Annotated in this window: 27 protein-coding genes; 9 read left to right on the top strand and 18 right to left on the bottom strand. The window is 54.9% G+C overall.

Annotation, left to right across the window (positions count from 1 at the left end):
• Nucleotides 1–34: 34 nt before the first annotated feature.
• The 6 genes from H6F46_RS18175 to H6F46_RS18150 all read right to left on the bottom strand — a co-directional run bounded on the left by H6F46_RS18175 (nt 35) and on the right by H6F46_RS18150 (nt 4,384).
• A complete protein-coding gene (locus H6F46_RS18175) occupies nt 35–205 on the bottom strand; it encodes a hypothetical protein (RefSeq protein WP_190356192.1) in 171 nt (56 codons plus the stop codon).
• 203 nt (nt 206–408) lie between these two features.
• The gene (locus H6F46_RS18170) at nt 409–855 is read right to left on the bottom strand and encodes an NUDIX domain-containing protein (protein ID WP_190356191.1); all 447 of its coding nucleotides are present in this window, start codon (nt 853–855) and stop codon (nt 409–411) included.
• A 109-nt stretch (nt 856–964) separates the two neighbouring features.
• On the bottom strand, nt 965–1,375 hold the full coding sequence (locus H6F46_RS18165; protein ID WP_190356190.1) for a hypothetical protein: 411 nt from the start codon (nt 1,373–1,375) through the stop codon (nt 965–967).
• A gap of 330 nt (nt 1,376–1,705) precedes the next feature.
• Complete coding sequence (locus H6F46_RS18160; RefSeq protein ID WP_190356189.1) at nt 1,706–2,893, bottom strand: transposase; 1,188 nt, start codon at nt 2,891–2,893, stop codon at nt 1,706–1,708.
• Nucleotides 2,894–3,180: 287 nt separating this feature from the next.
• Nucleotides 3,181–3,492, bottom strand: coding sequence for a hypothetical protein (locus tag H6F46_RS18155; RefSeq protein ID WP_190356188.1), 312 nt, complete (start codon nt 3,490–3,492; stop codon nt 3,181–3,183).
• 565 nt (nt 3,493–4,057) lie between these two features.
• A complete protein-coding gene (locus tag H6F46_RS18150; RefSeq protein ID WP_190356187.1) occupies nt 4,058–4,384 on the bottom strand; it encodes a hypothetical protein in 327 nt (108 codons plus the stop codon).
• A 310-nt stretch (nt 4,385–4,694) separates the two neighbouring features.
• Between H6F46_RS18150 and H6F46_RS18145 the strand changes: the two genes are divergently transcribed.
• Both H6F46_RS18145 and H6F46_RS18140 read left to right on the top strand, forming a co-directional pair.
• Nucleotides 4,695–4,886 (top strand): hypothetical protein, encoded by a 192-nt coding sequence (locus tag H6F46_RS18145; RefSeq protein ID WP_190356186.1) that lies wholly within the window; start codon nt 4,695–4,697, stop codon nt 4,884–4,886.
• A gap of 272 nt (nt 4,887–5,158) precedes the next feature.
• Nucleotides 5,159–5,590, top strand: a complete 432-nt coding sequence (locus H6F46_RS18140) for a hypothetical protein (protein WP_190356185.1) — start codon at nt 5,159–5,161, stop codon at nt 5,588–5,590.
• Between the two features lie 10 nt (nt 5,591–5,600).
• On the opposite strand, the gene H6F46_RS18135 is transcribed toward H6F46_RS18140, so the two are convergent.
• The 7 genes from H6F46_RS18135 to H6F46_RS18105 form a co-directional block, all read right to left on the bottom strand.
• Nucleotides 5,601–5,963 carry a hypothetical protein gene (locus tag H6F46_RS18135; protein WP_099532354.1) on the bottom strand — a complete coding sequence of 121 codons (363 nt, stop codon included), beginning with the start codon at nt 5,961–5,963 and terminating at the stop codon, nt 5,601–5,603.
• A gap of 6 nt (nt 5,964–5,969) precedes the next feature.
• Nucleotides 5,970–6,506, bottom strand: a complete 537-nt coding sequence (locus H6F46_RS18130) for a hypothetical protein (RefSeq protein WP_190356184.1) — start codon at nt 6,504–6,506, stop codon at nt 5,970–5,972.
• 13 nt (nt 6,507–6,519) lie between these two features.
• Entirely contained in the window at nt 6,520–6,771 is a 252-nt protein-coding gene (locus tag H6F46_RS18125; RefSeq protein ID WP_190356183.1) for a hypothetical protein, read from the bottom strand.
• Nucleotides 6,772–6,773: 2 nt separating this feature from the next.
• On the bottom strand, nt 6,774–7,316 hold the full coding sequence (locus H6F46_RS18120) for a hypothetical protein (RefSeq protein WP_190356182.1): 543 nt from the start codon (nt 7,314–7,316) through the stop codon (nt 6,774–6,776).
• 68 nt (nt 7,317–7,384) lie between these two features.
• Nucleotides 7,385–7,744, bottom strand: a complete 360-nt coding sequence (locus tag H6F46_RS18115) for a hypothetical protein (protein ID WP_099534312.1) — start codon at nt 7,742–7,744, stop codon at nt 7,385–7,387.
• A gap of 150 nt (nt 7,745–7,894) precedes the next feature.
• On the bottom strand, nt 7,895–8,695 hold the full coding sequence (locus tag H6F46_RS18110) for a hypothetical protein (protein WP_190356181.1): 801 nt from the start codon (nt 8,693–8,695) through the stop codon (nt 7,895–7,897).
• A gap of 77 nt (nt 8,696–8,772) precedes the next feature.
• Nucleotides 8,773–10,248, bottom strand: coding sequence for a hypothetical protein (locus H6F46_RS18105; RefSeq protein WP_190356180.1), 1,476 nt, complete (start codon nt 10,246–10,248; stop codon nt 8,773–8,775).
• A 311-nt stretch (nt 10,249–10,559) separates the two neighbouring features.
• Between H6F46_RS18105 and H6F46_RS18100 the strand changes: the two genes are divergently transcribed.
• Nucleotides 10,560–10,715: a hypothetical protein gene (locus H6F46_RS18100; RefSeq protein ID WP_190356179.1), complete on the top strand. Its 156-nt coding sequence runs from the start codon at nt 10,560–10,562 to the stop codon at nt 10,713–10,715.
• Between the two features lie 185 nt (nt 10,716–10,900).
• Here H6F46_RS18100 and H6F46_RS18095 read toward each other — a convergent pair whose 3' ends face one another.
• Both H6F46_RS18095 and H6F46_RS18090 read right to left on the bottom strand, forming a co-directional pair.
• On the bottom strand, nt 10,901–12,643 hold the full coding sequence (locus tag H6F46_RS18095; RefSeq protein ID WP_190356178.1) for a hypothetical protein: 1,743 nt from the start codon (nt 12,641–12,643) through the stop codon (nt 10,901–10,903).
• A 27-nt stretch (nt 12,644–12,670) separates the two neighbouring features.
• Nucleotides 12,671–12,931 (bottom strand): hypothetical protein, encoded by a 261-nt coding sequence (locus tag H6F46_RS18090; RefSeq protein ID WP_190356177.1) that lies wholly within the window; start codon nt 12,929–12,931, stop codon nt 12,671–12,673.
• 286 nt (nt 12,932–13,217) lie between these two features.
• Here H6F46_RS18090 and H6F46_RS18085 point away from each other — a divergent pair, with 286 nt between their 5' ends.
• The 4 genes from H6F46_RS18085 (at nt 13,218) to H6F46_RS18070 (ending at nt 16,763) form a co-directional block, all read left to right on the top strand.
• The gene (locus H6F46_RS18085; protein WP_190356176.1) at nt 13,218–13,730 is read left to right on the top strand and encodes a tyrosine-type recombinase/integrase; all 513 of its coding nucleotides are present in this window, start codon (nt 13,218–13,220) and stop codon (nt 13,728–13,730) included.
• Between the two features lie 120 nt (nt 13,731–13,850).
• Nucleotides 13,851–14,717 (top strand): bifunctional methylenetetrahydrofolate dehydrogenase/methenyltetrahydrofolate cyclohydrolase FolD, encoded by an 867-nt coding sequence (gene folD, locus H6F46_RS18080; RefSeq protein WP_099531501.1) that lies wholly within the window; start codon nt 13,851–13,853, stop codon nt 14,715–14,717.
• A gap of 514 nt (nt 14,718–15,231) precedes the next feature.
• Nucleotides 15,232–16,149, top strand: a complete 918-nt coding sequence (gene crtE, locus H6F46_RS18075; RefSeq protein WP_190356175.1) for a geranylgeranyl diphosphate synthase CrtE — start codon at nt 15,232–15,234, stop codon at nt 16,147–16,149.
• Between the two features lie 146 nt (nt 16,150–16,295).
• Nucleotides 16,296–16,763, top strand: coding sequence for a divergent PAP2 family protein (locus H6F46_RS18070; protein ID WP_099531500.1), 468 nt, complete (start codon nt 16,296–16,298; stop codon nt 16,761–16,763).
• On the opposite strand, the gene H6F46_RS19645 is transcribed toward H6F46_RS18070, so the two are convergent.
• Nucleotides 16,760–16,882, bottom strand: a complete 123-nt coding sequence (locus H6F46_RS19645) for a hypothetical protein (protein ID WP_255407476.1) — start codon at nt 16,880–16,882, stop codon at nt 16,760–16,762. The two genes, H6F46_RS18070 and H6F46_RS19645, sit on opposite strands and share 4 nt — an antisense overlap.
• Between H6F46_RS19645 and purB the strand changes: the two genes are divergently transcribed.
• Nucleotides 16,881–18,176 carry an adenylosuccinate lyase gene (gene purB, locus H6F46_RS18065; protein ID WP_099531499.1) on the top strand — a complete coding sequence of 432 codons (1,296 nt, stop codon included), beginning with the start codon at nt 16,881–16,883 and terminating at the stop codon, nt 18,174–18,176. The genes H6F46_RS19645 and purB overlap by 2 nt on opposite strands.
• A gap of 97 nt (nt 18,177–18,273) precedes the next feature.
• Nucleotides 18,274–18,993 carry a hypothetical protein gene (locus H6F46_RS18060; RefSeq protein WP_190356174.1) on the top strand — a complete coding sequence of 240 codons (720 nt, stop codon included), beginning with the start codon at nt 18,274–18,276 and terminating at the stop codon, nt 18,991–18,993.
• Between the two features lie 207 nt (nt 18,994–19,200).
• On the opposite strand, the gene htpG is transcribed toward H6F46_RS18060, so the two are convergent.
• Both htpG and H6F46_RS18050 read right to left on the bottom strand, forming a co-directional pair.
• Nucleotides 19,201–21,177 (bottom strand): molecular chaperone HtpG, encoded by a 1,977-nt coding sequence (gene htpG, locus H6F46_RS18055; protein WP_190356173.1) that lies wholly within the window; start codon nt 21,175–21,177, stop codon nt 19,201–19,203.
• A 94-nt stretch (nt 21,178–21,271) separates the two neighbouring features.
• A complete protein-coding gene (locus H6F46_RS18050; protein ID WP_190356172.1) occupies nt 21,272–22,390 on the bottom strand; it encodes an FAD-binding oxidoreductase in 1,119 nt (372 codons plus the stop codon).
• Nucleotides 22,391–22,528 lie beyond the last annotated feature (138 nt).

Below are 22,528 nucleotides of genomic sequence, written 5' to 3'. Positions count from 1 at the left end.
TGTTACCAGTCTGCTAGCTTCACCATCATGTGGATTAGGACTGGTCAATCCAGGTTTGGCGGTGCTGACTTAGTTGCCAGGAACCGGGCCAATAGCCGGGAGCCACCACCAACGGCGGCCGACCGTGGGCAGCCAACACCGCTTGCACCCGATCGCAGGACTCTGGGAGGCGATCGAACGGGATCTTAGAAAAAGCGTGATGCACCGCAGCCTGTGAAGCGTCAACCCGTGGTCTAGTCGAGTAACTTCGGTTGTTCGGTTAGGGCCGGAATCCCTAAGCCTTTAGGCTGGGGAGGATGTCAAGCAGGTTCCGCACCAAAATCCCGATCTCCCCCAACCCAAACAGGTTGATCTTCCATACGATGGCGAAAATACCAGCGCCGCCAGTCCCTAACGATGCCAGAGGTCTCAGGGATCGTCCAGCCAAAGTGCCGCGTCGCCGGCCAGGGCTAATAGGATCGATCGATGGGGTGTGCCGATCGGGCGCATCTGTTGCAAACGGGGCGACCAACATTCTCCCGCTTCCAAATCGGCGATCGTGCCCCAAGCCAAATCCTGCCCTTCGTTTAATTCCAACTCCGTGAGCGGCACAGTGAGCAATCCGTGAAAGAAAAAATGCTGGCGGCCGCTGTCTTGCAAGGTCGATCGAAACGGACTTAACCGGGGCGGCACAAAGCCAATTTCCTCTTGTAGTTCCCGCCGCAGACCTGCTTCGGGCGCTTCGCCGGCCTCCAGGTGTCCACCAAACAGGCCCCAGTGACCGGGATAGAGAATGTGGGGAAAATCATCCCGCAGTTGCAACAGGAATCGATCGCGCGAGGGAGGATAGAGCAAAGCAAGGGCCACGGCTTCCATTCCTGATCTCGTTCCTGTTTCGGCCTCTGGGGATGAACTGTCCCTGTTTGACTCAGATCCTGATTGGGATCTGGGGCTTGAGCCGGGGTCTGATGGACACATGGCTAATTTAAGGCTCCTCGATCGCGTAAATTTCGCCCATCTCCTGCTGTCCCACTTGGATCGGTTGATAGCGAAGGGAGGTCTTGAGTTTCACCACTTGCCCTAGCTCAAGCTCGGTTCGATCGCCCTGAGACAGCACCCAAATCCAGCCCGTTGGATCTTCAATTCGGTAAATGCGGCCGTCGAGCAGGGGCACTCGTTCGACGGCTTTGCCTTGGATATAGACCGATCGCCCATTGAGCGATGCAGCCGGTTGTTGTTTTAACTCCCCGATCGCAACGGTTGGCGTGCAGCCCACCATTAACCAGGTGAACCCCAGAACTACCCCATGCCACCCCTTGTTTTTTTGTCCTTTTGGCCGTGGTGGGACGGGTGAAGCCAAACGCCGCAACATCTGAGACATGAGCTGCTGAGACATTGCCGGTATGGTGATTTTCAATCAGATCCTGTTGCTCGTTATGGTTGCGCAATCGGGCCCTCAGTGACCACGATTCTTAACTTTAACTTTTGCATTGGCTGCTTCATGGGTTTTCACATGGGTTGACGAAATCGTTGAGGTGCGGAAAATCCTTTAGATTTTGACGCTGAAATGGTCAAAACGCATGATCAATTCTTTACAGTTTGAAGCGTTCCCTCTAGTCAATATAAATGCAGCGAGTCATCGCAGCACCAACATCCAGACACAGCAAAGCGATCGCCCGTAAATACGAGCGATCGCTTGGGGTCACAAAATTACTGAGAACACGGCCTATGTAATAAGGGATGCAACCAGCTCGAAAAATAACAACCGGGCAGCGTAGCCAGCGCACCTGGAGCGAGCAAGCCTAATGGGCTTAGTTGACTTCTCTTGATCGAGCCGATCGCCCAGCAGCTTTCCAATTTGATTTTTCGGCCGGGCCCGCTCAGGTTCGATCCGAGTGAAGATCCACTGCCAAAGAGCACGACGGCATAAATCAGATCCACCAACGACCTGGACGCGCTTCATGTCGCCTGATTCTTCACGCCCAGGAGCACAGCCCAAGGCCTTGGTAAATCGCCTCAAACTGAGATGACGTTTGGTTGGGTTACCAGACTTGCGACCCTTGCGAATTTTGATTTCTGGTTTCCCATCGGGCCCCAAGTAATTTTCCAGCGGATAAATCTGCGAAATCAGCAAGGCTTCTATCCTCATGCCAAACCCAAATCGGGCGAAAACCTTACGGTAGGGCGCAAAATCGGGATGTTGCAGGAATTGATAGAGCTGACGTTCGATCGCGCATTCTTCAGCATGAAGATTGCAGAGTCGCGCGGCATGGTTGCGCGACAGCTCATCCAATCCCAGCCCGCAGGTCGCCGCGTACAGGCGATCATACTTATCCGATTTCCGCAGCCCAGCCATCCAGCTCCATAGAAGCGGCGGCAAATCTGAGAGCAAAACCCGCCTTGATTTGACATGGGCCACCTCTGGGAATTGCCACGCGAGATCCTGACGCAATCGGTTAATGATCGGAGACTGCACCCGGTTGAGGTGGCAAAGTCTCAGCACCAATCGCCTGATTTGCACGATCGCCTCAGTGCGATCGGACACAAACCGCCGTGGTGAGTCGCAATAGTCCCAGTAGTAGCAGGCCAGGGCCAGAGAGTCGGCATCGTCATCTTTATCGGGCAATCCGAGATGGCCCGCACGATAACCCCGAAGTTCCTTATGCCCCACCAGCACCACCCGCACACCGGCACGGGCGAGCTGAGTTCCCCACAGTTTTGAATAGTTCACCCCCGTGGGTTCCATGACGGCCACATCGGCCCCCAGGTCGATTAAGGCCCTGATGCCGGCCGCGTTGGCAGGCAAACTTAGGAATTTTGCATCGTAATAAAATTGTCGAGGTTCAGCCGGTCTAGAGTCTGTGACGCAAGCTGTGACCGAGGACTTACTTACGTCAAGGCCAACAATTCTCATGGCATGATTGGGTGTTAATTTATCCCACGCGCCGAGCCTATGAATCACCCAAAAGCCAGGGACTATGCCCAGCTCAATTCCCTCTTGAGGCATTTACCGGCTTTTGGTTATGGGCCGGTTGCGTGGGTTAAACCGTCAATTGATCGCGCCGAGCCTATGAACGCTTAAGAGCGCGAAAGCTCGATTCTTCCTTCAAGCCCTAAGCGCGATCGCCAGACGGTTGGAGCAGGTTTGGACGCTGCCCCAAGCTTGCCCGGTGAGTCAGACCGAGCAAGTTTGGGGCATGTCTAAAACTCAAGTTCGTCTAGGATGTTGTTTTCCAACTCCACTGGCTCCGGATACTGACCTACGCCCCAAAGCTCCTGAAACCAGTCGGGTAGAGCGGTGTGCAAATCTTGCATCACTTCCACCGCCAGGTTTTTCCCCTCACACCGTTCCTTGAGCGCATTGAACAAGCCCACGGCCATCGTGCCACTGAGGTTCAGGGTGTCCCCATCGGCCCAAACGATGGTCAGCTCGCCAGTTTTTGCTTCAGCATGGATCTGCCGGATCCAGTCGAGATTCAAAAAGCGATCGCCCACCCAAATCACTGAATTCATGAAACGGTGACCTCCGATACCTCAAGTGGATACATCACGATCGTTTGGATGGCCCCGCTAACTTCGATCTGGACAAAATCGATCTCGGCAACGGGCACGGGGAAACCGCGATCGAGCCTGCTTAGTGTTGCCTCGCGGTCAAGTCCTTCCCGCTCCATTGACCTGACCAAGATTGATTTTTGCCAATCGGTCAGCTCTTGGTCAGATAGTTCATAACACCAGCACTCGGCCTCACCTCCAATTGGCACATCCAGCCGAGGCCGCACCGATCGGATCGGTACGCCAGGATGCAGCGGCGATAGTCGGCCAGAAGGTCTCAAGGCATGAAGCCACGTGCGGCGACCAATCTTAGGCACGGCCAGCAATCTGATCATCAGATGACCTCCCTTGAGTGTTTTCAACCGTTAACCAGAACGCCATGTCGGGATTGAGTTTGACCCAGGCCCGGACGAAGAGTTGAGCGTGAACGTAGCTCGTAAATGCGGCCTGACGGATCCGCAACCGCTGGCCATTGCGGTTGAGACGGCCCAACCGGTAGACGACCCACGGCAGGGACGGACTGCGATCAATTAGCTCGCAATTGTCTAGACTGTCGAGATCTCGCTTCATAGTTTTCAACAGCAGCAACAAACCGCTGAATAGTTGAAGAAATCGTGAGCTTATCGGATGTATCGGCCGGCCCCTCAACGTGCCACCCGTCACCCGGCGAATAGACCAGGAGCGCCCATTTTTTGCTAGGCGCGATGATCTGCCACTCAGGCCGCTGATTCCGCTTGCGCATCTGGTAGCCAAGCTCTTTCAATGCCTTACGCACCTTGGCCACCAACCGAGACATTTGATCGGCACTGAGAATCACGGCCTCAGTGCGGTCGTCGTAGATAGATTTCTGCATAGGCAATTTTCCGAAGTTTGGGGGGAAGGAAAGTGGGCGATCGTCCGTGTGGTGAATCGCCCGCCGCAAACCAATCTCTCAACACCAATCAGGGACGCAAATTCACGCGGTGATCTCGGGTGCAAGGTGGCCGGCCGCCGTTTGTGCCGGTCTCCCCCAAATCCCGCGCTGGTCATAGACCGCGCCATCAGGGGCGCTTTGCTCAATTTCAATTTATCCCTGATACAATTCAAATAGTAAATCAATCCGGGATTAAAAATCAAGCATTATCCCGGATAAAATTGGGGGATAGTTATGGGGGACTCTTTCAATGCGAGCAGGACGAAAACCAACCTACGGCGAGCAAAAAAAGGTTTACGAACTGACCCTGACTCCCACTGCCCGCAAATTGCTGACAGTGAAAGCCAAGGCGCTACGAACCAGCGCCAGCGAGCTAGTAGAACGCTTTGCACGGGATCTTCTGGGCAACGACCTAAGCCGCGAACTCACGGGAAAACCCTGAGCTACTTGATTGCGGAATTGCGAGATCAGATTGAGGATTGCCAATTAGACAGAGAGCGCCTGGAGCAGAGGGAGCAGCGCCTCAAGGATCGTCTGAGCAATTTAGAGCAAGTTCTCGCGGAGTGGCAGGAAACTGTAGAAACGCTCGCACCTGAAGATCCGCCGACCCCAACCGAGTAGCGCCCAAAAAAAACGAGCGATCGCCCGACACGATCGCTCGTTTTGCTTAGTTGTGAAAAGGCTCTGTGGTTTGGTAATTCTACCCCGGGAGAAATGAGAGAGCAGCTCGCATTAGGTTTTGGGAACATCCCAATTTCGGCAGAATTGAAGCCCGATCGCAAAAGCAGGGAGCTTGACCCCAGTTGGGGGCCTGCACCACCCGCACCACCTGCACCACCGGAAGCCGATCGAAAGATCGATCGGTTGTCGATCGCCATCCAGGCCGCCGCCAAACTATCCCCCTCGGAGCTGCTGTTATTGCAGGACGCGATCGCGGGATTGTCCCAAGCTCTTAGGGAGCAAGCCCCCGCCGAAACCCAAGAAAACCGCTCCCTAAGTTGTGGAAAAGCCGAAAAATCGGCACAACCGAGCGGTGGATATTTCGAGCTAAAAAAAATTGGCCGCCATGGGCCATATCTGTATCTGCGATGGCGATCGGCAGGCAAACTGCGATCAACCTATCTAGGCAAAATTACAGACAGTTGAGCCGCGAAGGTCAAAACAGCCGGTGAGCGATCGCCCGCAGCAGTTCCCCCCAGCCCAACAGATCCACCAGTAAATCAACCGCGATCGCACTCACCAAAATCAGGAAGCCCCAACCGCGCCAACCCCCGGGCATGGCTTGGGCCGCCCGGGCCGCCCGGGCCGCCAACACCAGTCCGGTTTCACCGGCCCGGGCCAACAACTGTTCGATCGCGTTCACCCGGCCATCGATGTCGTTCACCTGATCCGTTAGGCCAGTGACACCCCCCAACTTTTCACGGATTTCACCCAGCTCGAGCAAAATCGCGCGATCGCCCTGATTCACCGTTTCTTCTAAATGCTTTAGCCGATCGCTCAAGAAACCCACAGCATCCATCGCCTGTTACTCCGTGTAAATTTCAACCTGGATCGTGAATTTCGATCGCTCAGTGTCATACCACCAGGGATATCGAGTGACTTGCTCGCCTGTGGAAGTAAGGATCGTGACCGGCTTAACCCCGCGTTTTTTGGGCACGGCCTTAACCCCGATCCAGGTTTCTACCGCCGTCCGCAGCTCGAGATTACCCGCCGCGTCACGTTGCCAAATCGTAGACCCCTCAACGGTTTGGCCCGTTGTGTGGTCGTAAGTATTGCCCTGCGGCCCGAAGTTAAAAACGATCGATTCATCCTGCGAATAAGACAACCGATGCGTTGCAACTTGATAGGCCTCACCCGGGCCCGGATCTTTTAAAAATTGCCCCAACAATCCCGTGATGGTAGGGTATCGCTGCTTACCGGCAACCATCACGACCCCATCGGTATAGGTCACCCGCACCGCAAAGTGATCGATCGGCGACAACGGCAACACCAGGAATGGAAATTCCCAAGCATTGCTGGTCATCAGATCCAGCTCATGCAACCCCAGAAAAGTCCAGCCCATAATGACCGCGCCCCTAAGTTAAATCCAGCCCGATCAATTCTGTGTTGGCGATCGCGATCGCCAGGTAATCATCCATCTGTTGGCCATTGGCCTCCAAAATGTCGCAAAAATCACTTTCGCTCAGATTGCCGTACAGAAATTGATCGAGCGCCTGATTGATCGTCCAGAGCTGCTGGCAGGCTGCCAAAATGTCGCTGTCCTCCAACTCGGGGAGACAGACCAGCTCAGGCCGAAAGCAGTCTTCCAGCGGCTCCAGATAACGCATCGTTACGAGTACATTCGCTCAGGCTTAAAGCTGACCGATTTGATGTTGGTTGGGGAAGATGCAGCCGTCACGGCAGCGACGATAACGGCCTGACGCTCAAACTCACCCTCCCCCGTGACCTGACCAAAAGGCAACGTGAAGGAATCGCTGCTGGTCGGCTTCTTGTAAGATAGCCCCGTGATGCCGCTGACTTTAGGAGCCGATCCAGATGATCGATCAGTCAGAACAGCCTTTGCAGGCAAAAAGCCCCGATTTTTGACCGTTGAAGCGTCAACATCATCAAGAGCCAGGATGGTATCAGTAACCCCGAATCCCGCTTGAGCCGCGGCCGCTCGGCCCGTAAAAGACACCAGTAGAGACACCGGCACAGTAGCAGCGTCACCAAAAGGATTTAGAGCCTTCTTGATCGTGCCGTTGCGATTCACCACCTTGGTAATCGTGATTGGACTGGCCCCGGACTGATAACTGAGGTACTTAGTTAGGTATCCGCCAGTAGCCCCGTTTTTAATTGCTTGCTTGATCCGATTAAACCGTCGCTTGCGCATTGTCTTGCCCTACCACTTAAAAAAAACAGTCATAGAGCGGGTTTGATGCCGTCAAACCCACTCAATCCTTAAGACCGAACCGCTTCGACTTGCTGCATTTCAACCGGCTGCACCACTCGGATCGTGGCTTGGTTGATCACACCCCGAACGCCTGGCGCAATTTGTTGCAAGGACGTAGATTCAACCACCGATAGGGAGTTGACCTTTTTAGTGCCAGCAGGCGGAACCCATGCATCTTCGGCCTTGGAGACCACCTCCATCAGGCGATACAAGAGACCCATCAAAAGGTCATCTCCAATGGCCTCCGCCGAAGTAGGTACGGTTACGGGGCCCAGCAGATCAGCAACCTTGACACCGATCCATTCGCCGTCTGCGAAGATCAGTCCCGGTTTATCCTCAAGCATCTTTTGAACGAGCGAGTTAGCCATTACCTAAGCCCTGAAAGCAGGTGCGTGATTGAATTCTGCTCTCAGCCTGGCACGGCTCGGAACTCAAGAAAACTCCCGGATACCTATTAGGTCTCCTAGTAAACTCCGGCCGATCGGCCTTGGGTACAGGCGATCGCCGAGTCATCGAAACTAATCCCTGACCAGTGCAGCCCCAAAGCGCCCCGTTGTGTCGTAAATCGGAATGGGGGTCGAGATAGACCAAAGATGCGCCACGGCATATTGGAGCTTCACCCTGGCCAGCGGGCGGCGGCGTGGCAGTTTCCGAGATCGCCCCAACACCGTATCGGAGCCAGGAACCACCGGGTAAGCCGTCCCTTCCTGTTCGTTTTGACTAAAGTGAGCCTTAGACCAATCGGGGGCTTCCCCCAAAACTCGAAAAATCGCCTCCACCATGTCGCGCCCAGCAGCTTTTGAGGCGCAAAGGATTTTGAGCTGAATGGGTGGGTTGCGTTCCAAGTCACGGTAGGCCATACAGTCACGGCCCTTTTGCCAGTGACTTTCCGCCCGAGGTGGAAATTCAGACTTAATCCTGCGGCCGATCGCCTCTAAAGCCGATTCCGAGAGCGACTCACCCGATTTCAATCGAAACGAAACCTCACCCGTAATCGGGGTCTGACCAGGTTCAAGATCCTGACGGCTTTCCCGAAAAAACAGGGAGATTTGGGGCAAAAATTTAACCGACTGCTGAAACCCAGGGATTGGCAAACCGTAGATCGGTGGATTCACAAGCTCATCACGTCTGGTCACCAGGTAAAACAAAATCAACCGCCCGATCGTTAGGTCGATCGTGTCGGGTTCGAGATGGGAGCAAGCCAGTCGGATCGACGCTCTAGGACTCTTTGACAGATCGCCTGCTTGTCCAGGAGTCCAAGACTCATCGCCAACGTCGCGAAAATAACGAGCCACTTCGGGATTAACTAACCGCTTCACTTGATCCTGAAAGTGTTCAGTCGGGGAAAAATTCTTAGGTAATTGGTCTGAGGGGAAACGGTTAGGTGTTGGCATAATTAATCTCCAAAATCTAAATCATCTGAACTTAAATCACTCGCCTTGCTAGCTTCTTTTTCAACCTCTGATTTTATTGTTTGAGATACATTATCCCCTGCTGCTGTTTTGCCAATTGGTCGTGGCAAGTTTGGATCGTAGTTTTCATCTTTAATCGTCTCTTCAGCGTTAGCAATTTGCGCTCTGAAATTTTGCTGATTTTGAGCCAGCAACAAGGTCTCTTCATCAATCGATAACGGTTTTTTGCCAAATAGAGTTGTTAAATCTGGCAGTTCTATAACACCACTACCCGTTAGAGCACCAAAGAGCAAAAGTGATCGACCAATCAAGCCCGTAATACCGACAGGCATCCATTTATAGTCATTTTCACCAACAATTCTTGATTTCTTTAAGGCATTCCCGATTCGACTAACATTATTGGTTAGCACCTCAGCAACAGCATTAGTGCCCTGAAAATTGGTAGAGAGGCTACTGAATAAGTTGGCAGAACTGGTAACAATCCGATTCTGATTCAGTAGTTTTGATAGAAAGTTAGCCCAATTCTCTTGACCAATCAACGCATTGACAAAGCTTGTGAAACTTTGCTGGATAGTTTCTGCAAAATCGGGTGGCGCGATTGGGTCATCAGTAGCAGTTAAACTAAATTCACTGAGGAAGTTACTTAGAAAACCAGAAAATGTATTGGTTACTGATTCAAGAAAGTCAGAAGACTGAATCAAACCATTGTGAATTTCGAGTAAATTGACGAAAGAAAATTGCGCTTGCTGAATTTCAAACCGCCGCCTAATGGTCTCGATCCGCTTGGTTAGGGTCATCCCCTGCATGGGCCCAACCAGCTCAATACTGCCGATTGCGGCCAAGGCCCGATCGTTGGTGCGCAGAATCTCAGAGAGGTCGATCGCCTGAAAGCGACAGACGATCGCCGCGCTGGGGCCGTAACCAGCTTTAGGCCCATCGGACGCGATCGGCGGTGAACTAATTGCCGGGAAAGGCGAGCCGATCAACGGCAGGCCCGGAAGGGTAGGAATGCCCGGAGTGCCCGCGAGTCCAGGTGCAAAGGGCGTATCAAGGGCGGCCGGTTTGTCTACCGGAATATTGGCCGGGAGCGGGATCTCAATCGGGGGGTTCGCCGCCCCTGGAACTGGGGTGGGCAGGGCTGGCACATCGGGGCGATCGTCCGGTTGGGGGATAGCTGGCTGTGGCAGCGCGGCCGGGCGACCAAGCACAGGTGCTGGATTCCGAGAGGGGTAGGGGTCTACTCCTGGCTGAGGTGGTTTGGGTTGCCGATCGGGTAACCATGGTTCCGGCAACCCGTCCACCGCCGTGATCGCCCATGAGGCCGTGGCGAAATAAGACCCGTCAGCCAGGTAATGAGTTTTCCCGGCTCCATCCCTAACGTAAATATCCATCCACTCGCTGGGCAGCGCGTCTGGATCGTAGTTGGCCCTGATTGATGGCAGGATCGGAACCTGAACCACGGTGAGCGGCCCTTGCAACGTCAAAACCGAGTTGCCGCCGTTGAGCCACCGTTGGAACCGATAGCGACCGGTGGCCGGGTTCCAAACGCTTTGGGCCACCGTCGCCCATTGATAGGCAACCCAGTAGGGCCGAGCCGATGAGCCGATCGGCGCTCTCTCTCCCGGCTCGCCTGGAATGTCGGCCGGTTTTGCGGCCGAGGGTGAGGCCCCTGTTGGCTTGGGCCGCACATCACTAGGCGGCCGGATGCCAGGTTTAGGCCAGCCCATGGGCACAGCCGGCGGCCCGGGCCAGGCTGGCCAATCCGGGAGGGGTGGCAATTGCGGTAGGGCGATCGACGGCAGCGCCGGGGGCGATCGCAGCCAATCGGGCAAATAATCCCACGGGTTTGTGGGCGGTGGTGCGGGTGCGGCTGGTGGCGGCGGGATATCTTCCGGCCTGGGCGGGGCCGGATCCAAATCATCGTTAGCCCTGGACGGATCCGGATCCAAATCATCACCGCCGCGGCCACCGCCCGATGGGATGGGCACGGGTGGTAGGGGGATTTTGATCGGCTCCCCGATCGGTCTGGCTTGGGCCCCCGATCGGATGATCGGATCGTTTAGGACTCTGTAGCCTTCAGGGCTGTCGAGAGAAGATAAACCCATGGTCGGCTTACCCCTTAGGCGGTGGATCGCCTAGAAACTCCCAAGGTGCGTCGTCGCTAAAAAGGTCAAGAGTGGAGATGTCGCTTGCCTCACTGGCTTTTTTGGCCGACTCAGCAATTAGAGTCTGTGGCACGTTTTCTGGATTGAAACCAGAGCCAACAGGTCGGATCTCGCCTTCAGGCAAGTCCTCTTTATTTAAAATTTCTTGCGCACCTGAAAGCTGCTTGGTTAGTTCCGCCTGAGCTTTGGCCAACTCGCGCGATTCGTCGCTAATGTTAACGACCTCACCCGCAATTCCTGTTAGCACATCGGTCAATTCAGTTGCGTTATTAATTGTGTCATACAGCTTTTGAATCCTACCTGAGTTTGCATTGATACCCGTTGGCATCCATTTATAATCATTCTCACCAACAATTCTTGATTTCTTTAAAGCATTGCCAATGCGACTAACATTATTAGTCGCAATTTCAATCAGCCCTCTAGTCCCATCAAAAATTGATTGAACATTGAAATAAACGTTGCTGGCACTTTGCAAAATGCGATTAGCAGCATCGATTTTGGCTTGAATCAAAATCCATTGCTCTTTTCCGAACACATCAATCATCAAAGCTTGCCAACCTTTGCTGATCAGGTCTGCTACATCAATTTGAGCATCTTCATCGGGATCCGATAGCCGAAAAACTCTCATAAACGCTTGCAAACCAACGTCCAACAATCCCGTTACCGATTCAGTCAGATTACGAGATAACATCAAAGCGTTATGCAGGCTAAAAAATACGCTCAAAACGTTTAGTGTTTGGTTGAGCCATTGCATCTTCTGAACGTTTTGAACTGCACCAGACAGCCCGTATTCACCGCCCTTCTTACTTTTGATTTCAGGCCCGAGACGTTTCAGAATATCGTCTTGGTTTTTCAAAATCTTATCGAGATTAGCCTTTTCAAATCGGCATTGCGACACGGATCCACCCCCTGGAAAACGACCGGTAGAACCGGGAGGAACAGCAAGCGGAGGCCAGCCCCGATCGGGTGGCTTACGGATCGGCGGGTTATTGATGTCGAGGCCCCCACCGCCAGGGAAATCAGGAAAATCAGGAACCGGGGTGCTATCGGGATCCTCGCTGGAGACGATCTCGATCGCCGCAATGCAGCCCCAGGAGGCAAACCCAAGCCGGATGGTGCGAGCTTCAGGGTCTAACGGCACGGCTTCATAAAGCCGTTTTGCACCGCTTGGGGGCGATCGGTAACGGCCAGCATATTCCGGTTCAATCGGTAAGATCCGAAAGCGATAGGGCCCGGCTGGTAGATCTGTCACACGGCTGGAGTAAAAAACCCAGCCCCCAAAGTCGTAAAGCTGCGATTTTGGGTCATAGATTGCCTCAGCCGTCCAAAAAGTGAACTTAATCTTGGATTTTCGATAAGGAATCGCAAATTCTTCAGGCCCATCGCCCGGCCCTGTACCTGGATCCTCACCCGGCGATCCACCGGTTGGGGCCGGTAACCGATCGCCTGGATGACGGCCGCTTGGGGATGATGGTGAACCGCCCCCAACTGGATTAATCGGGCCCCCCGATAGCGCCGGGGGCAACGCAGGGACGATCGGCTTAAGCACTGGAGCCAGCGACGGAGCCTCCCACGGCCGGCCCCGTGACCATGCATCATCGATCTGCCGCTGCAAGTCCTGGGCGCTGGATTGAGTTGCAGCCTCGTTAGCAGTCGGGTAAATCGAACCGGGTAATGGTATTTCTGGCATGGCGATCGCCTGACAGATTAGCGATCGTTAATCAACTCGGAATCCCAACGGAACTTCCGCCGTGCTCAAGGCACGGGCGAACATCCAAAGTTTTTTGCTTTGATCAGCGACATAGGCAGGATCCAGCTCGATCGACTGCCTGATGATGCAGCGCACCGTTTCATCGGCCGCCCGAAAAACTTGAAATTGAGCCGCGTAAACCAGCAGTGAATTTTCTTGCTCTTTGATTTGTTTTGTGCCGGTCACGTTATCCAACAGAGTGCCAGTCCAAACGGCCAACTGTTCCACTGTTGCAATCGAAGGTGGGATCTGAGTGCGGTCTAAGAGCATTTTTAATGCCAAACTCTGATCAGTAATCTAATGCGTTTTTAAACAATGCAAAAATTGCCTCAACTATACAAAAGAGGCTATCTTAAAAAGAGCTGAGATCCTTATGAGGCAAGCCTTAGAAGCTTTGAAAACTGAAAGGATCTTATCAAGATACCTAATTAGTTGAGCAGAGCGAAAAAGAGGCATGAAAATCAACCGATCGGGACGTTCTACACCCTTAACAGATCAATTATTTCTTAAGATTTTGGAGTCGTTTGTTGAAAAATCACATCGACTTTATTGGGCGATCGCTTGGTATACAGGCGAGCGACCCACGGCAATCTTGCGGTTACCCCAAGCGAGCGTTTATGGCAGTGGTGGCCAGCCGCTGAGGGCGATCGTCTTCAGCGGGCGATCTCGAAAATGTGGCAGAACACGCGAAGTGCCGATCGCTCGCAAACTACACCCCTACCTGCTGGCCTACCGGCCAGACCCAGGGCTGCTCATGTTCCCCGCTGCCCGATCGCCCGATCAGCCGGTCAGTCGTCGCACCATGGATGCAGCCTTTAGGCGAGCATTGGGCCGGGCCAAGTTAACCGGCTTGGGCCTATCGCTCTATTCAGCGCGGCGAGGATTTTGCTCTGGATTAGCCGCCAAAGGCGTTGGCTTGTCCACAATCCAGACGTTAACCGGCCATCAATCTCTATCGGTGCTGTCCAGATACATAGAGACAGACCCCATGGATGAGCGGTCGATCGCGGCGATCAATTTGCTCTAAAACAGACCCGTCGATCACGGCAGCTCGATCGCCCCAGCAGTGAAGGCCCGCCGATCGAGTTGCTGCGATCGCACCGGCGATGATAAAAGGTTGGGGATTCTTCCTAGAATTTCTCCCCTCATGACTGCGCGCCTGCTGGACGGAAAAGCCCTTGCCGAGAAAATTCAAGATCGCCTGAAGGTGGAAATTGCGGAACTCCAGCCCGATCGGGGCCGTGCGCCTGGCCTAGCCGTGTTGATGGTCGGGGACAATCCCGCCAGCGCCGCCTATGTCCGCAACAAAGAACGGGCCTGCGAACGTTTGGGCATGGTCTCCTTTGGTCAGCACCTGCCCGCCACGGCCACCCAAGCGGAACTAACCGCCATCATTCATCAGCTCAACGCCGATCCGAACGTGGATGGCATTTTGGTGCAACTGCCTTTGCCGGACGGGCTGGATGGCAACGCCCTGCTGTTGGAAATTGACCCTGACAAGGATGCCGATGGGTTGCACCCGGCCAATTTGGGGCGGTTGGTGCGGGGTGAGCCTTGTCTGCGCAGTTGCACCCCGGCCGGCGTGATGGAAATTTTGCGAGATGGGGGCATTGATCCGGCTGGCAAAAAGGCCGTGGTGGTGGGGCGCAGCATTTTGGTGGGCAAGCCGATCGCCCTGATGCTGCTGGAAGCCAATGCCACGGTGACGATCGCCCATTCGCGCACCCCGGACTTGGCGGCCGTTTGCCGAGAAGCCGATATTTTAGTGGCGGCGGTGGGACGGCCCCTGATGATTGGCCCGGACTACATCAAGCCGGGCGCGACGGTGATTGATGTGGGAATTAATCGAATTACCGATCAGACCGGCAAGAGCAAGCTGGTGGGGGATGTGGATTTCGATCGCCTGTTGGATGTGGCCGGCGCAATCACGCCGGTTCCGGGTGGCGTGGGGCCAATGACGGTGACCATGCTGTTGGCCAACACCGTGGAGAGCTATCGTCGCCGCCTGGCCTAGCTGTCCTGACTAATCATCCCGACCAATTGTCCCGATCGCACTCAGGGAATCTTCTGCATCTGAATGCTCTGGATCGGGGCTTTCTTCATCCAACCGGCTGGATTGAGATTTCCTTTGTCCAACCGGCTGGATTGAACCAACTGAGGATTTTGGGGAATAGGTCAGAGATCCTCTCGATCGCTGCGGTGGATCCAGCCGGAATAGGTTGATGAGTATCAGTTCAAGGATGGTTTGCAAAGGTTCACAAAACCTCTGAAATTGACTGGACATTCGCTCGAAATCAGCCCTAAATTCACGCAAAATCTGACTAAATCTGATCAGAATCCGGTTTGTCCCCTCGGGGCGATCCCCTCAGGCGGTACAATGCCCCTCAAACCAACTTCTGACGGTGGTGGTTGTGGTTCAGCGGTTGTTTTGCTAGGCCAAAAGCGCACCGTAACCAGGCCGGATTCCGCCTGTGGCGGCGATCGGGTTCGGTAAGGAAGATTTCTTGCTGTTCTGTTGTGCTTGTCCCATGACCGCTAGCGCGCCTACTGCTCCCTCGACGGGCTTTGATCTCAAAGGCTATCTTCGCGAACGCCAAGCTTTGGTTGAGGCCGCCCTCGATCGATCGATCTCGGTGGTCTATCCCGAAACCGTTTATGAGTCGATGCGCTATTCCCTGATGGCGGGGGGCAAGCGGTTGCGACCGATTCTGTGTCTGGCGGCCTGTGAGCTGGTGGGTGGGACGATCGAATCGGCCATGCCCACGGCCTGTGCCCTGGAAATGGTTCACACCATGTCGCTGATTCATGACGATTTGCCGTCCATGGATAACGACGATTTTCGGCGCGGCAAACCCACGAACCACAAGGTTTATGGGGAACCGGTGGCGATTTTGGCCGGGGATGGGCTGTTGGCCTATGCCTTTGAATTTGTGGCAACCCAAACCCAAGGCGTGCCGGCCGATCGAGTGGTGCGGGCGATCGCCCTGTTAGGAAAATCCGTTGGGGCCGCCGGCCTGGTGGGTGGTCAAGTGGTAGACCTGGCCAGCGAAGGCAACCCGAACATTTCCCTCGACACCCTGCACTTTATCCATCGCCACAAAACCGCAGCCCTGTTGGAAGCCTGTGTGACCACCGGGGCCACGATTGCCGGAGCCGATGAAGCCACCGTGGGCAAACTGGCGCAATATGCCCAGGACATTGGTTTAGCTTTTCAGATTGTGGATGACATCCTCGATGTGACTGCCACCACGGAGGAGCTGGGCAAAACCGCCGGTAAGGATTCCGCCGTGGAAAAAGCCACTTTCCCGAAACTCTATGGCTTGGATCGATCGCGCGAAATGGCCAAGGAATTGATCGATCGCGCCAAGGCCAGCTTGAACGAATTCGGCGCGGCCGCGGCCCCTTTGCAAGCCCTGGCCGACTACATCGTCAGCCGCAAAAACTAGCAACCACGAGGGCGATTGACTCTGGGTATCCCGCCCGATCTCGGTAGACAAGGTGCTCAAGCATCTTGCCCCCCCGCTGCCGGGTTAGCTCCCCGCGATCGCTTACTCACCCACCGTCCCCAACTCGATCGCCCCCCGCTCGACCCATGGACGACTTTAGTCACATTCTCGATAACCGCATTCTCCTGGTTTCCTTGGGGTCTTGCATCCTGGCCCAGGCCATCAAGCTGGTGGTGGAACTTGCTCGCCAGCGTAAGTTTGACGTTCGCACCCTGGTGACCACGGGTGGAATGCCCAGCGCCCACTCCGCCCTCGTGGCCGCCCTGGCCACGGGCATTGGCCAAACCGTTGGCTGGAGCAGCATTGAATTTGCCATGGCTACCATCTTCGCGATCATCGTCATGTACGATGCCGCCGGGGTGCGCCGGGCCGCGGGCAAACAGGCCGCCGTCTTGAACCAAATCATTGATGAGTTTTTTGAAGGCGACCACCAACTCAGCGAAGAACGCCTGAAGGAACTGCTGGGCCACACACCGTTTCAGGTGATTGTGGGTTGTGGCCTCGGGATTGCCTGTTCCCTGCTGCTGGTTCCGAGTATCGCGATCGGGAGCTAAACGGGAGCTAATCGGGGCGATCGCTCCGGGAATCCCATTCGGGCGCGATCGCCAAAACCCGGTACAATGACTCGGTTAATCTCTTCACGGTGTTCTGGAAACATCGACAAGACAGGCATGATCGACCGCTACACGCTGCCTGAGATGGGCAATCTCTGGACGGACGCATATAAGCTGCAAACCTGGCTGCAAGTGGAAATTGCGGTTTGCGAAGCCCAAGCAGAACTGGGATATATCCCTGCCGAAGCCGTCGAAGAGATCAAAGCGAAAGCTAACTTTGACCCCCAGCGCGTTCTGGAAATTGAAGCGGAAGTGCATCATGACATGATCGCCTTCCTGACCAATGTGAATGAGTACGTGGGCGACGCGGGTCGCTACATTCACCTGGGCTTGACCAGTTCCGATGTGTTGGACACGGCATTGGCCCTGCAATTGGTGGCCAGCATCGATACGCTGCTCAAGCGGGTGGAATCGCTGATCCAAGCCCTGCGCTACCAAGCCCAGGAACACCGCAACACGATTTGTATTGGCCGCAGCCACGGCATCCACGCGGAGCCGATGACCTTTGGTTTCAAGCTGGCGGGCTGGCTGGCGGAAATGTTGCGCAACCGCGATCGGCTCGTGCAACTGCGCGATCGGGTGGCTGTGGGCAAAATTTCCGGCGCAGTGGGAACCTATGCCAACATCGATCCGCGCGTGGAATCTTTGGCCTGTAAGCTGCTGAACCTGGAACCGGACACGGCTTCCACTCAGGTGATTTCGCGCGATCGCCATGCGGAATACGTGCAGACCTTCGCGCTGGTGGCCGCTTCCTTGGAGCGATTCGCCGTGGAAATCCGCAACCTGCAACGTACCGACGTTCTGGAAGTGGAGGAATTTTTCGCCAAGGGTCAAAAAGGCTCCTCGGCCATGCCCCACAAGCGCAACCCGGTGCGATCGGAACGGATTACCGGGATGGCACGGGTGATTCGCGGCCATGCCGTGGCGGCCCTGGAAAACGTGGCCCTCTGGCATGAGCGGGACATTTCCCACAGTTCCGTGGAGCGGACAATTCTGCCCGACTCGTCAATTCTGCTGCATTTTATGGTGGTGGAAATGACCAACTTGGTGAAGAACCTGTTGGTTTATCCCGAAAACATGAAGCGCAACATGAACTGCTATGGCGGTGTGGTGTTCAGCCAAAAGGTGCTGCTGGCCCTGGTGAAAAAAGGCTTGACTCGCGAGGATGCCTACGCGGCCGTGCAAGGCTGTGCGCACCAAGCTTGGAACAATGAAAGTGGCGATTTCTATAAGCTCATTTGCCAAGATGCCACGGTGAAATCCCTCCTATCCCAAGAGGAAATTGATGAGTGCTTTGATCCGCAACAGCACTTGCGCAACCTGGATGTGATTTATCAACGTTTGGGCATCTAAATTCCCCGTTTGGAAACGTTGAATCCAATCGATCGAGACCGGAGCCGGTGGGCAATGGTCTCGATTTTGGTTTGGGCAATTTTGAGCTTGATCGCCCATGATGGAAGCGATCGCGTTGAGGTTGGGGGGCGCAATGGATCTGGAAAGCTGGTTAACCTACGGAGCCATGGGATTAGCAGCGGCGATCGCCCCGGTTTGGTGGTGGGTGGCCACCTCGGCGGGCAGTCAGGCGGCCGCGATTGTGGCGGCGGGTTTCGGCGGGGCGATCGCGCTGTTGGTGTTGCTGTGGTGGTGGCTGCGACAGCGGCGATCGGCTAGCTACGGGTCGTATCCTTTGAATTACCGTTCGAGTTCTTCTGGATCGAGTCGATCGACCCTTCACAACCCGATCGATTCCCTGCCCATTAATCAGGATCAGGTGATTGATGCGGTGGGCGAAGCGGCTGAGATTGTGGTGAATGAGGCGATCGAAGAGTTAGCTGAAATTGCGAGCCAACAAATGCAGGATTGGATTGAGGAGCAGACCGCCGAACCAGAGCCGATCGCGGCGGAGTCGGGTAATTTTGCAGATATTTTTGAGGCAGCAGAATCAGCGGCTGATCATGGCGGGGCGATCGAGTCTGACAGCTCCAGCGACTATTCCAGCAGTGATTCCGGCAGTGATTCTAGTTGGAGTTCCAGCAACTATTCAAGTGATAGTTCCAGCGATTATTCCAGCAGTTCCAGTGACTATTCCAGCAGCGATTATTCTAGTACCTCCAGCGACTATTCCAGCAGCGATTCCAGTAGCGATTCTGGCTGGAGTTCCAGCGATTAATGCTGGTCTAAATTGATCGACTTTCCCAAAATTCGTGATGAAAAATTGCGAGAACCCATAACGATCCTCACCTACAAAAAATGATTTCCAGGTAGGGGCGCAACGCCTTGCGCCCTCCGAGAACGTTGATTCGTTGATGCCCCATCAAAAACCCCCGCGATCGAACTAGGCGATCGCGGGGGTGATGAGTCTGACGAGAAACTGGCTCTATTGCTTGGTCAACTGGGTCAGCACTTGGTTTGATCGCGACACAAACGACTTCATGCCATCCGCATCAAAGCCCTTTTGCGCCATCAACGCCAGGTCATAGATGTGGTTGCAAAGCATTTTGCCCAGCTCGGCGGCCGGTGATTGGCTGCCATCGGCCAGGGCGATCGAACCGCCACTCAAGCTCAACAGGTTTTCCACCAGCGGGTGCGACGAATTCACCAGCAGCACATGGGTATCGGGGAAGCTAGCAGCCTTGCCCTCAAACATCGCCGTCATGTCTTGAATTCGGCGCATTGCTTCCGGCAACAACACCATGGCCGGCGGTGCAGATTCCTCCGCTTTCAGGGCTTCCACGCGCACGGTAACGCTTGGTTTGCCCAGGGCTTCTTCAAACAACTTCTTGATTCGATCGCTGCGGGTTTCGTTGGTGTTGGGGTCAACAATTTCCGCCTCTTTCTTGGAGGAATCCAGCAGCGCTTCATCGAGTTCCGAATCCACTCGCGAGAACTTCACCTCGGAATATTCCCGCTCCAAGAAACTGACGAAATGCGTGTCAATGAACGAATCCAGGAACAGCACTTCTAAACCCTGGCTCTTGTGCAATTCCACATAGGTAGCTTGGGAGGCCGGATCGGTGCAATAGAACACGCGATTTTCGTGTTTTTCTTTGTTCCGCTCCAGATATTCCTTCAGGGTGGTGTAGTAGAACCCGTTAGCATCCTTGGCTTCTTGGGTTTCGGCGGGGTTCGACCAAGCATCACCCTCTTCCGTTTGCACTTCCACTTGCACTGCGTCACTACCGCTGCCCAATTCTGCTGTGGTGCGATAGATCAAAATGTCTTCTACTTGTTTCTTGAACTTGTCATCGTTCAAGGAGCCGAACTTAACAAACGTGCCCAAATCTTGCCAGCAACGGATGTATTCGGGCAGGTCACTGCGGTAAAGATCCTTCAGTTGGTCGCCGACTTTTTTGGCGATGTAGTTGGCAATTTGGCGAACGGTGCGATCGGCTTGCAAGTAGCTGCGCGACACGTTCAAGGGAATATCGGTGCTGTCGATTACGCCGCGCAGGGGCAACAGGAATTTGGGGATAACTTCTTCGCAGTTATCGCTGACAAACACTTGATTGCAGAACAGTTTGATATCACCCTTGGTGGGGTCAACGTCCGGTTTCAGTTTCGGGAAATAGAGAATCCCGTTGATCACAAAGGGATAGTCGGTGTTCAGATGAATCCACAGCAGTGGCTCATCTTGGAAGGGATAGAGATAGCGATAAAACTCGAGGTAGTCTTCCTTAGTCAGGTTGCTGGGCGACTCTTTCCAAGGGGCTTTTTGGCGGTTGATTTGTTCCCCGTTCAGCTCGATCGGGTAGGGCATGAAGTCGCAGAACTTCTTCACCAAACCGTGAATCCGTGCCTCTTCTAAATACTCGGCTTCTTCTTCGAGCAGGGTAAGGGTAATTGTCGTGCCGCGCTCGGTGCGATCGCTCGTGTCGATTTCAAATTCCGTGGAACCATCGCACGTCCAATGTACGGCCTGCGCGCCCTCTTGGTAGGAGAGGGTATCGATTTCCACAGTGCTGGAGACCATGAAGGCCGAATAGAACCCCAAGCCAAAGTGGCCGATGATGTTCTGATCGGAATTCTTGAATTTCTCGACAAATTCTTCGGCGCTGGAGAAGGCGACTTGGTTAATGTACTTCTCGATTTCCTCGGCGGTCATGCCGATGCCGGTGTCGGTAATCGAGAGTTTTTTGTTGTCTTTATCCAGGGCGATCGTGATTTTCGGTTCGCCCACATCGGCGCTGGTTTCGCCCATCATGGCGATCGCCCGCAGCTTAGAAATCGCATCCACGGCGTTGGAAATCAACTCCCGCAGGAAGATTTCATGCTCCGAGTAGAGCCACTTTTTGATAATCGGAAAAATATTTTCGGTGTGAACCGTGATATTGCCTTTCTTTAGCACGCTGCTCATAGGAAACGGCTGGTTGGTGTAGGGAATTGGGACGGCCCTAGGCTAGCGCGATCGCCCCGTGATCTGAAATTTCGGATTTCCCTACCCGCTCGGTTTAGGGGCTGGTTTGGGCGATCGCCTCGCGGATCAATTGCGCCGTGGCCGGAGCCAGCAACACGCCGTTGCGATAGTGGCCGGTCGCCAGCCAACTGTTGGCACTCAGCGGCTCAATCACCGGAGCCGATCGCTCCACCGGGCGCGGCCGCAACCCCGACCAGGTTTCGACCATTTCCGCCTGGGCGAGGGCGGGAACTAGGTTGATCGCCCCTTGCCACACTGCCCCCCACTCGGTCCCATCGGCGACCGGCGGCTCGGCCCCGGCAGGAAACTCCACTGTTGCGCCTACCCAATAATCCCCGCCACCGAGGGGCACGATATGGATGTCATTGCCCGTCAGCACCGGCTCCGGGCGATCGCTCAGGGGGCGCGGCAACCGCAACCGCTGGGCCTGACCCAACACCGGCTGCAACTTCAGGGGCTTGGCCGCATCCGGGGCGATCGCCCGGGCCAGATCCGCCGACCCCAACCCAGCCGCCACCACCAGCCGATCGCAGGCCAGCTCCCCCGCCGTCGTAGTTAGGCTGACGACCCGATCGCCCGCCGTCTGCACACCCGCGATCTGGGCCGGGGCGATCGTGGCCCCCTGTTTCGCCGCCGCCTCCCGCAAAGCCACCGTCAGGGCCAGCGGCTGCACCTGCCAATCCTGGGGCGAAAAAATTCCAAAGGCGACTCCATCCATGGCGGCTAAATTCACCGTTGGGAAGCGATCAAGCACCGCCGAAGGTGACAGCAACTCCAGCTCAAATCCCTGGGATTTTCGCAACGCCGCCAAGGCATCCCAACTGGGGCGATCGGCTTCCGTAAACACCAGCTTCAAAATGCCATTTGAATTGTGGGGAATGGGGCGATCGAGCAAGGTTTCCAGGTCTTGAATCAGGTGTGGATAACGTTGAATACTGTCACGCCGCAGGTTCCAAGCGCGCCCCTTCGTTTTCTTGCTGATTGCACCCATCAACACGCCCAGTGCGGCCCCCGTGGAGGTGGGGCGATCGGGGGGCAACGGCGACGCGATCGCCTGGGGATCAATCAGCGTGATTTGCCAGTCCGGCTGCCCGCTCAGTTCGTAGGCAATCATTGCCCCGACAACGCCCCCACCTGCGATCGCAATCCTCATCCGCGACATCCTCAACCACCCCAAAAACTGGTTATCATCATAATGTCGATTAAGTTTTCCTTGGAAAGAGACTCGTGAGCATCGCTAAAAGCTGATTCTCGAAATCGTATTGTATCAACACCAACTACTTTTCAGAAA

The organism is Limnothrix sp. FACHB-1083, from assembly GCF_014696485.1.
Classification (GTDB): domain Bacteria; phylum Cyanobacteriota; class Cyanobacteriia; order CACIAM-69d; family CACIAM-69d; genus CACIAM-69d.
Note: the sequence above shows the minus strand (reverse complement) of the source record. Positions and strands in the feature narration are given on the sequence as shown.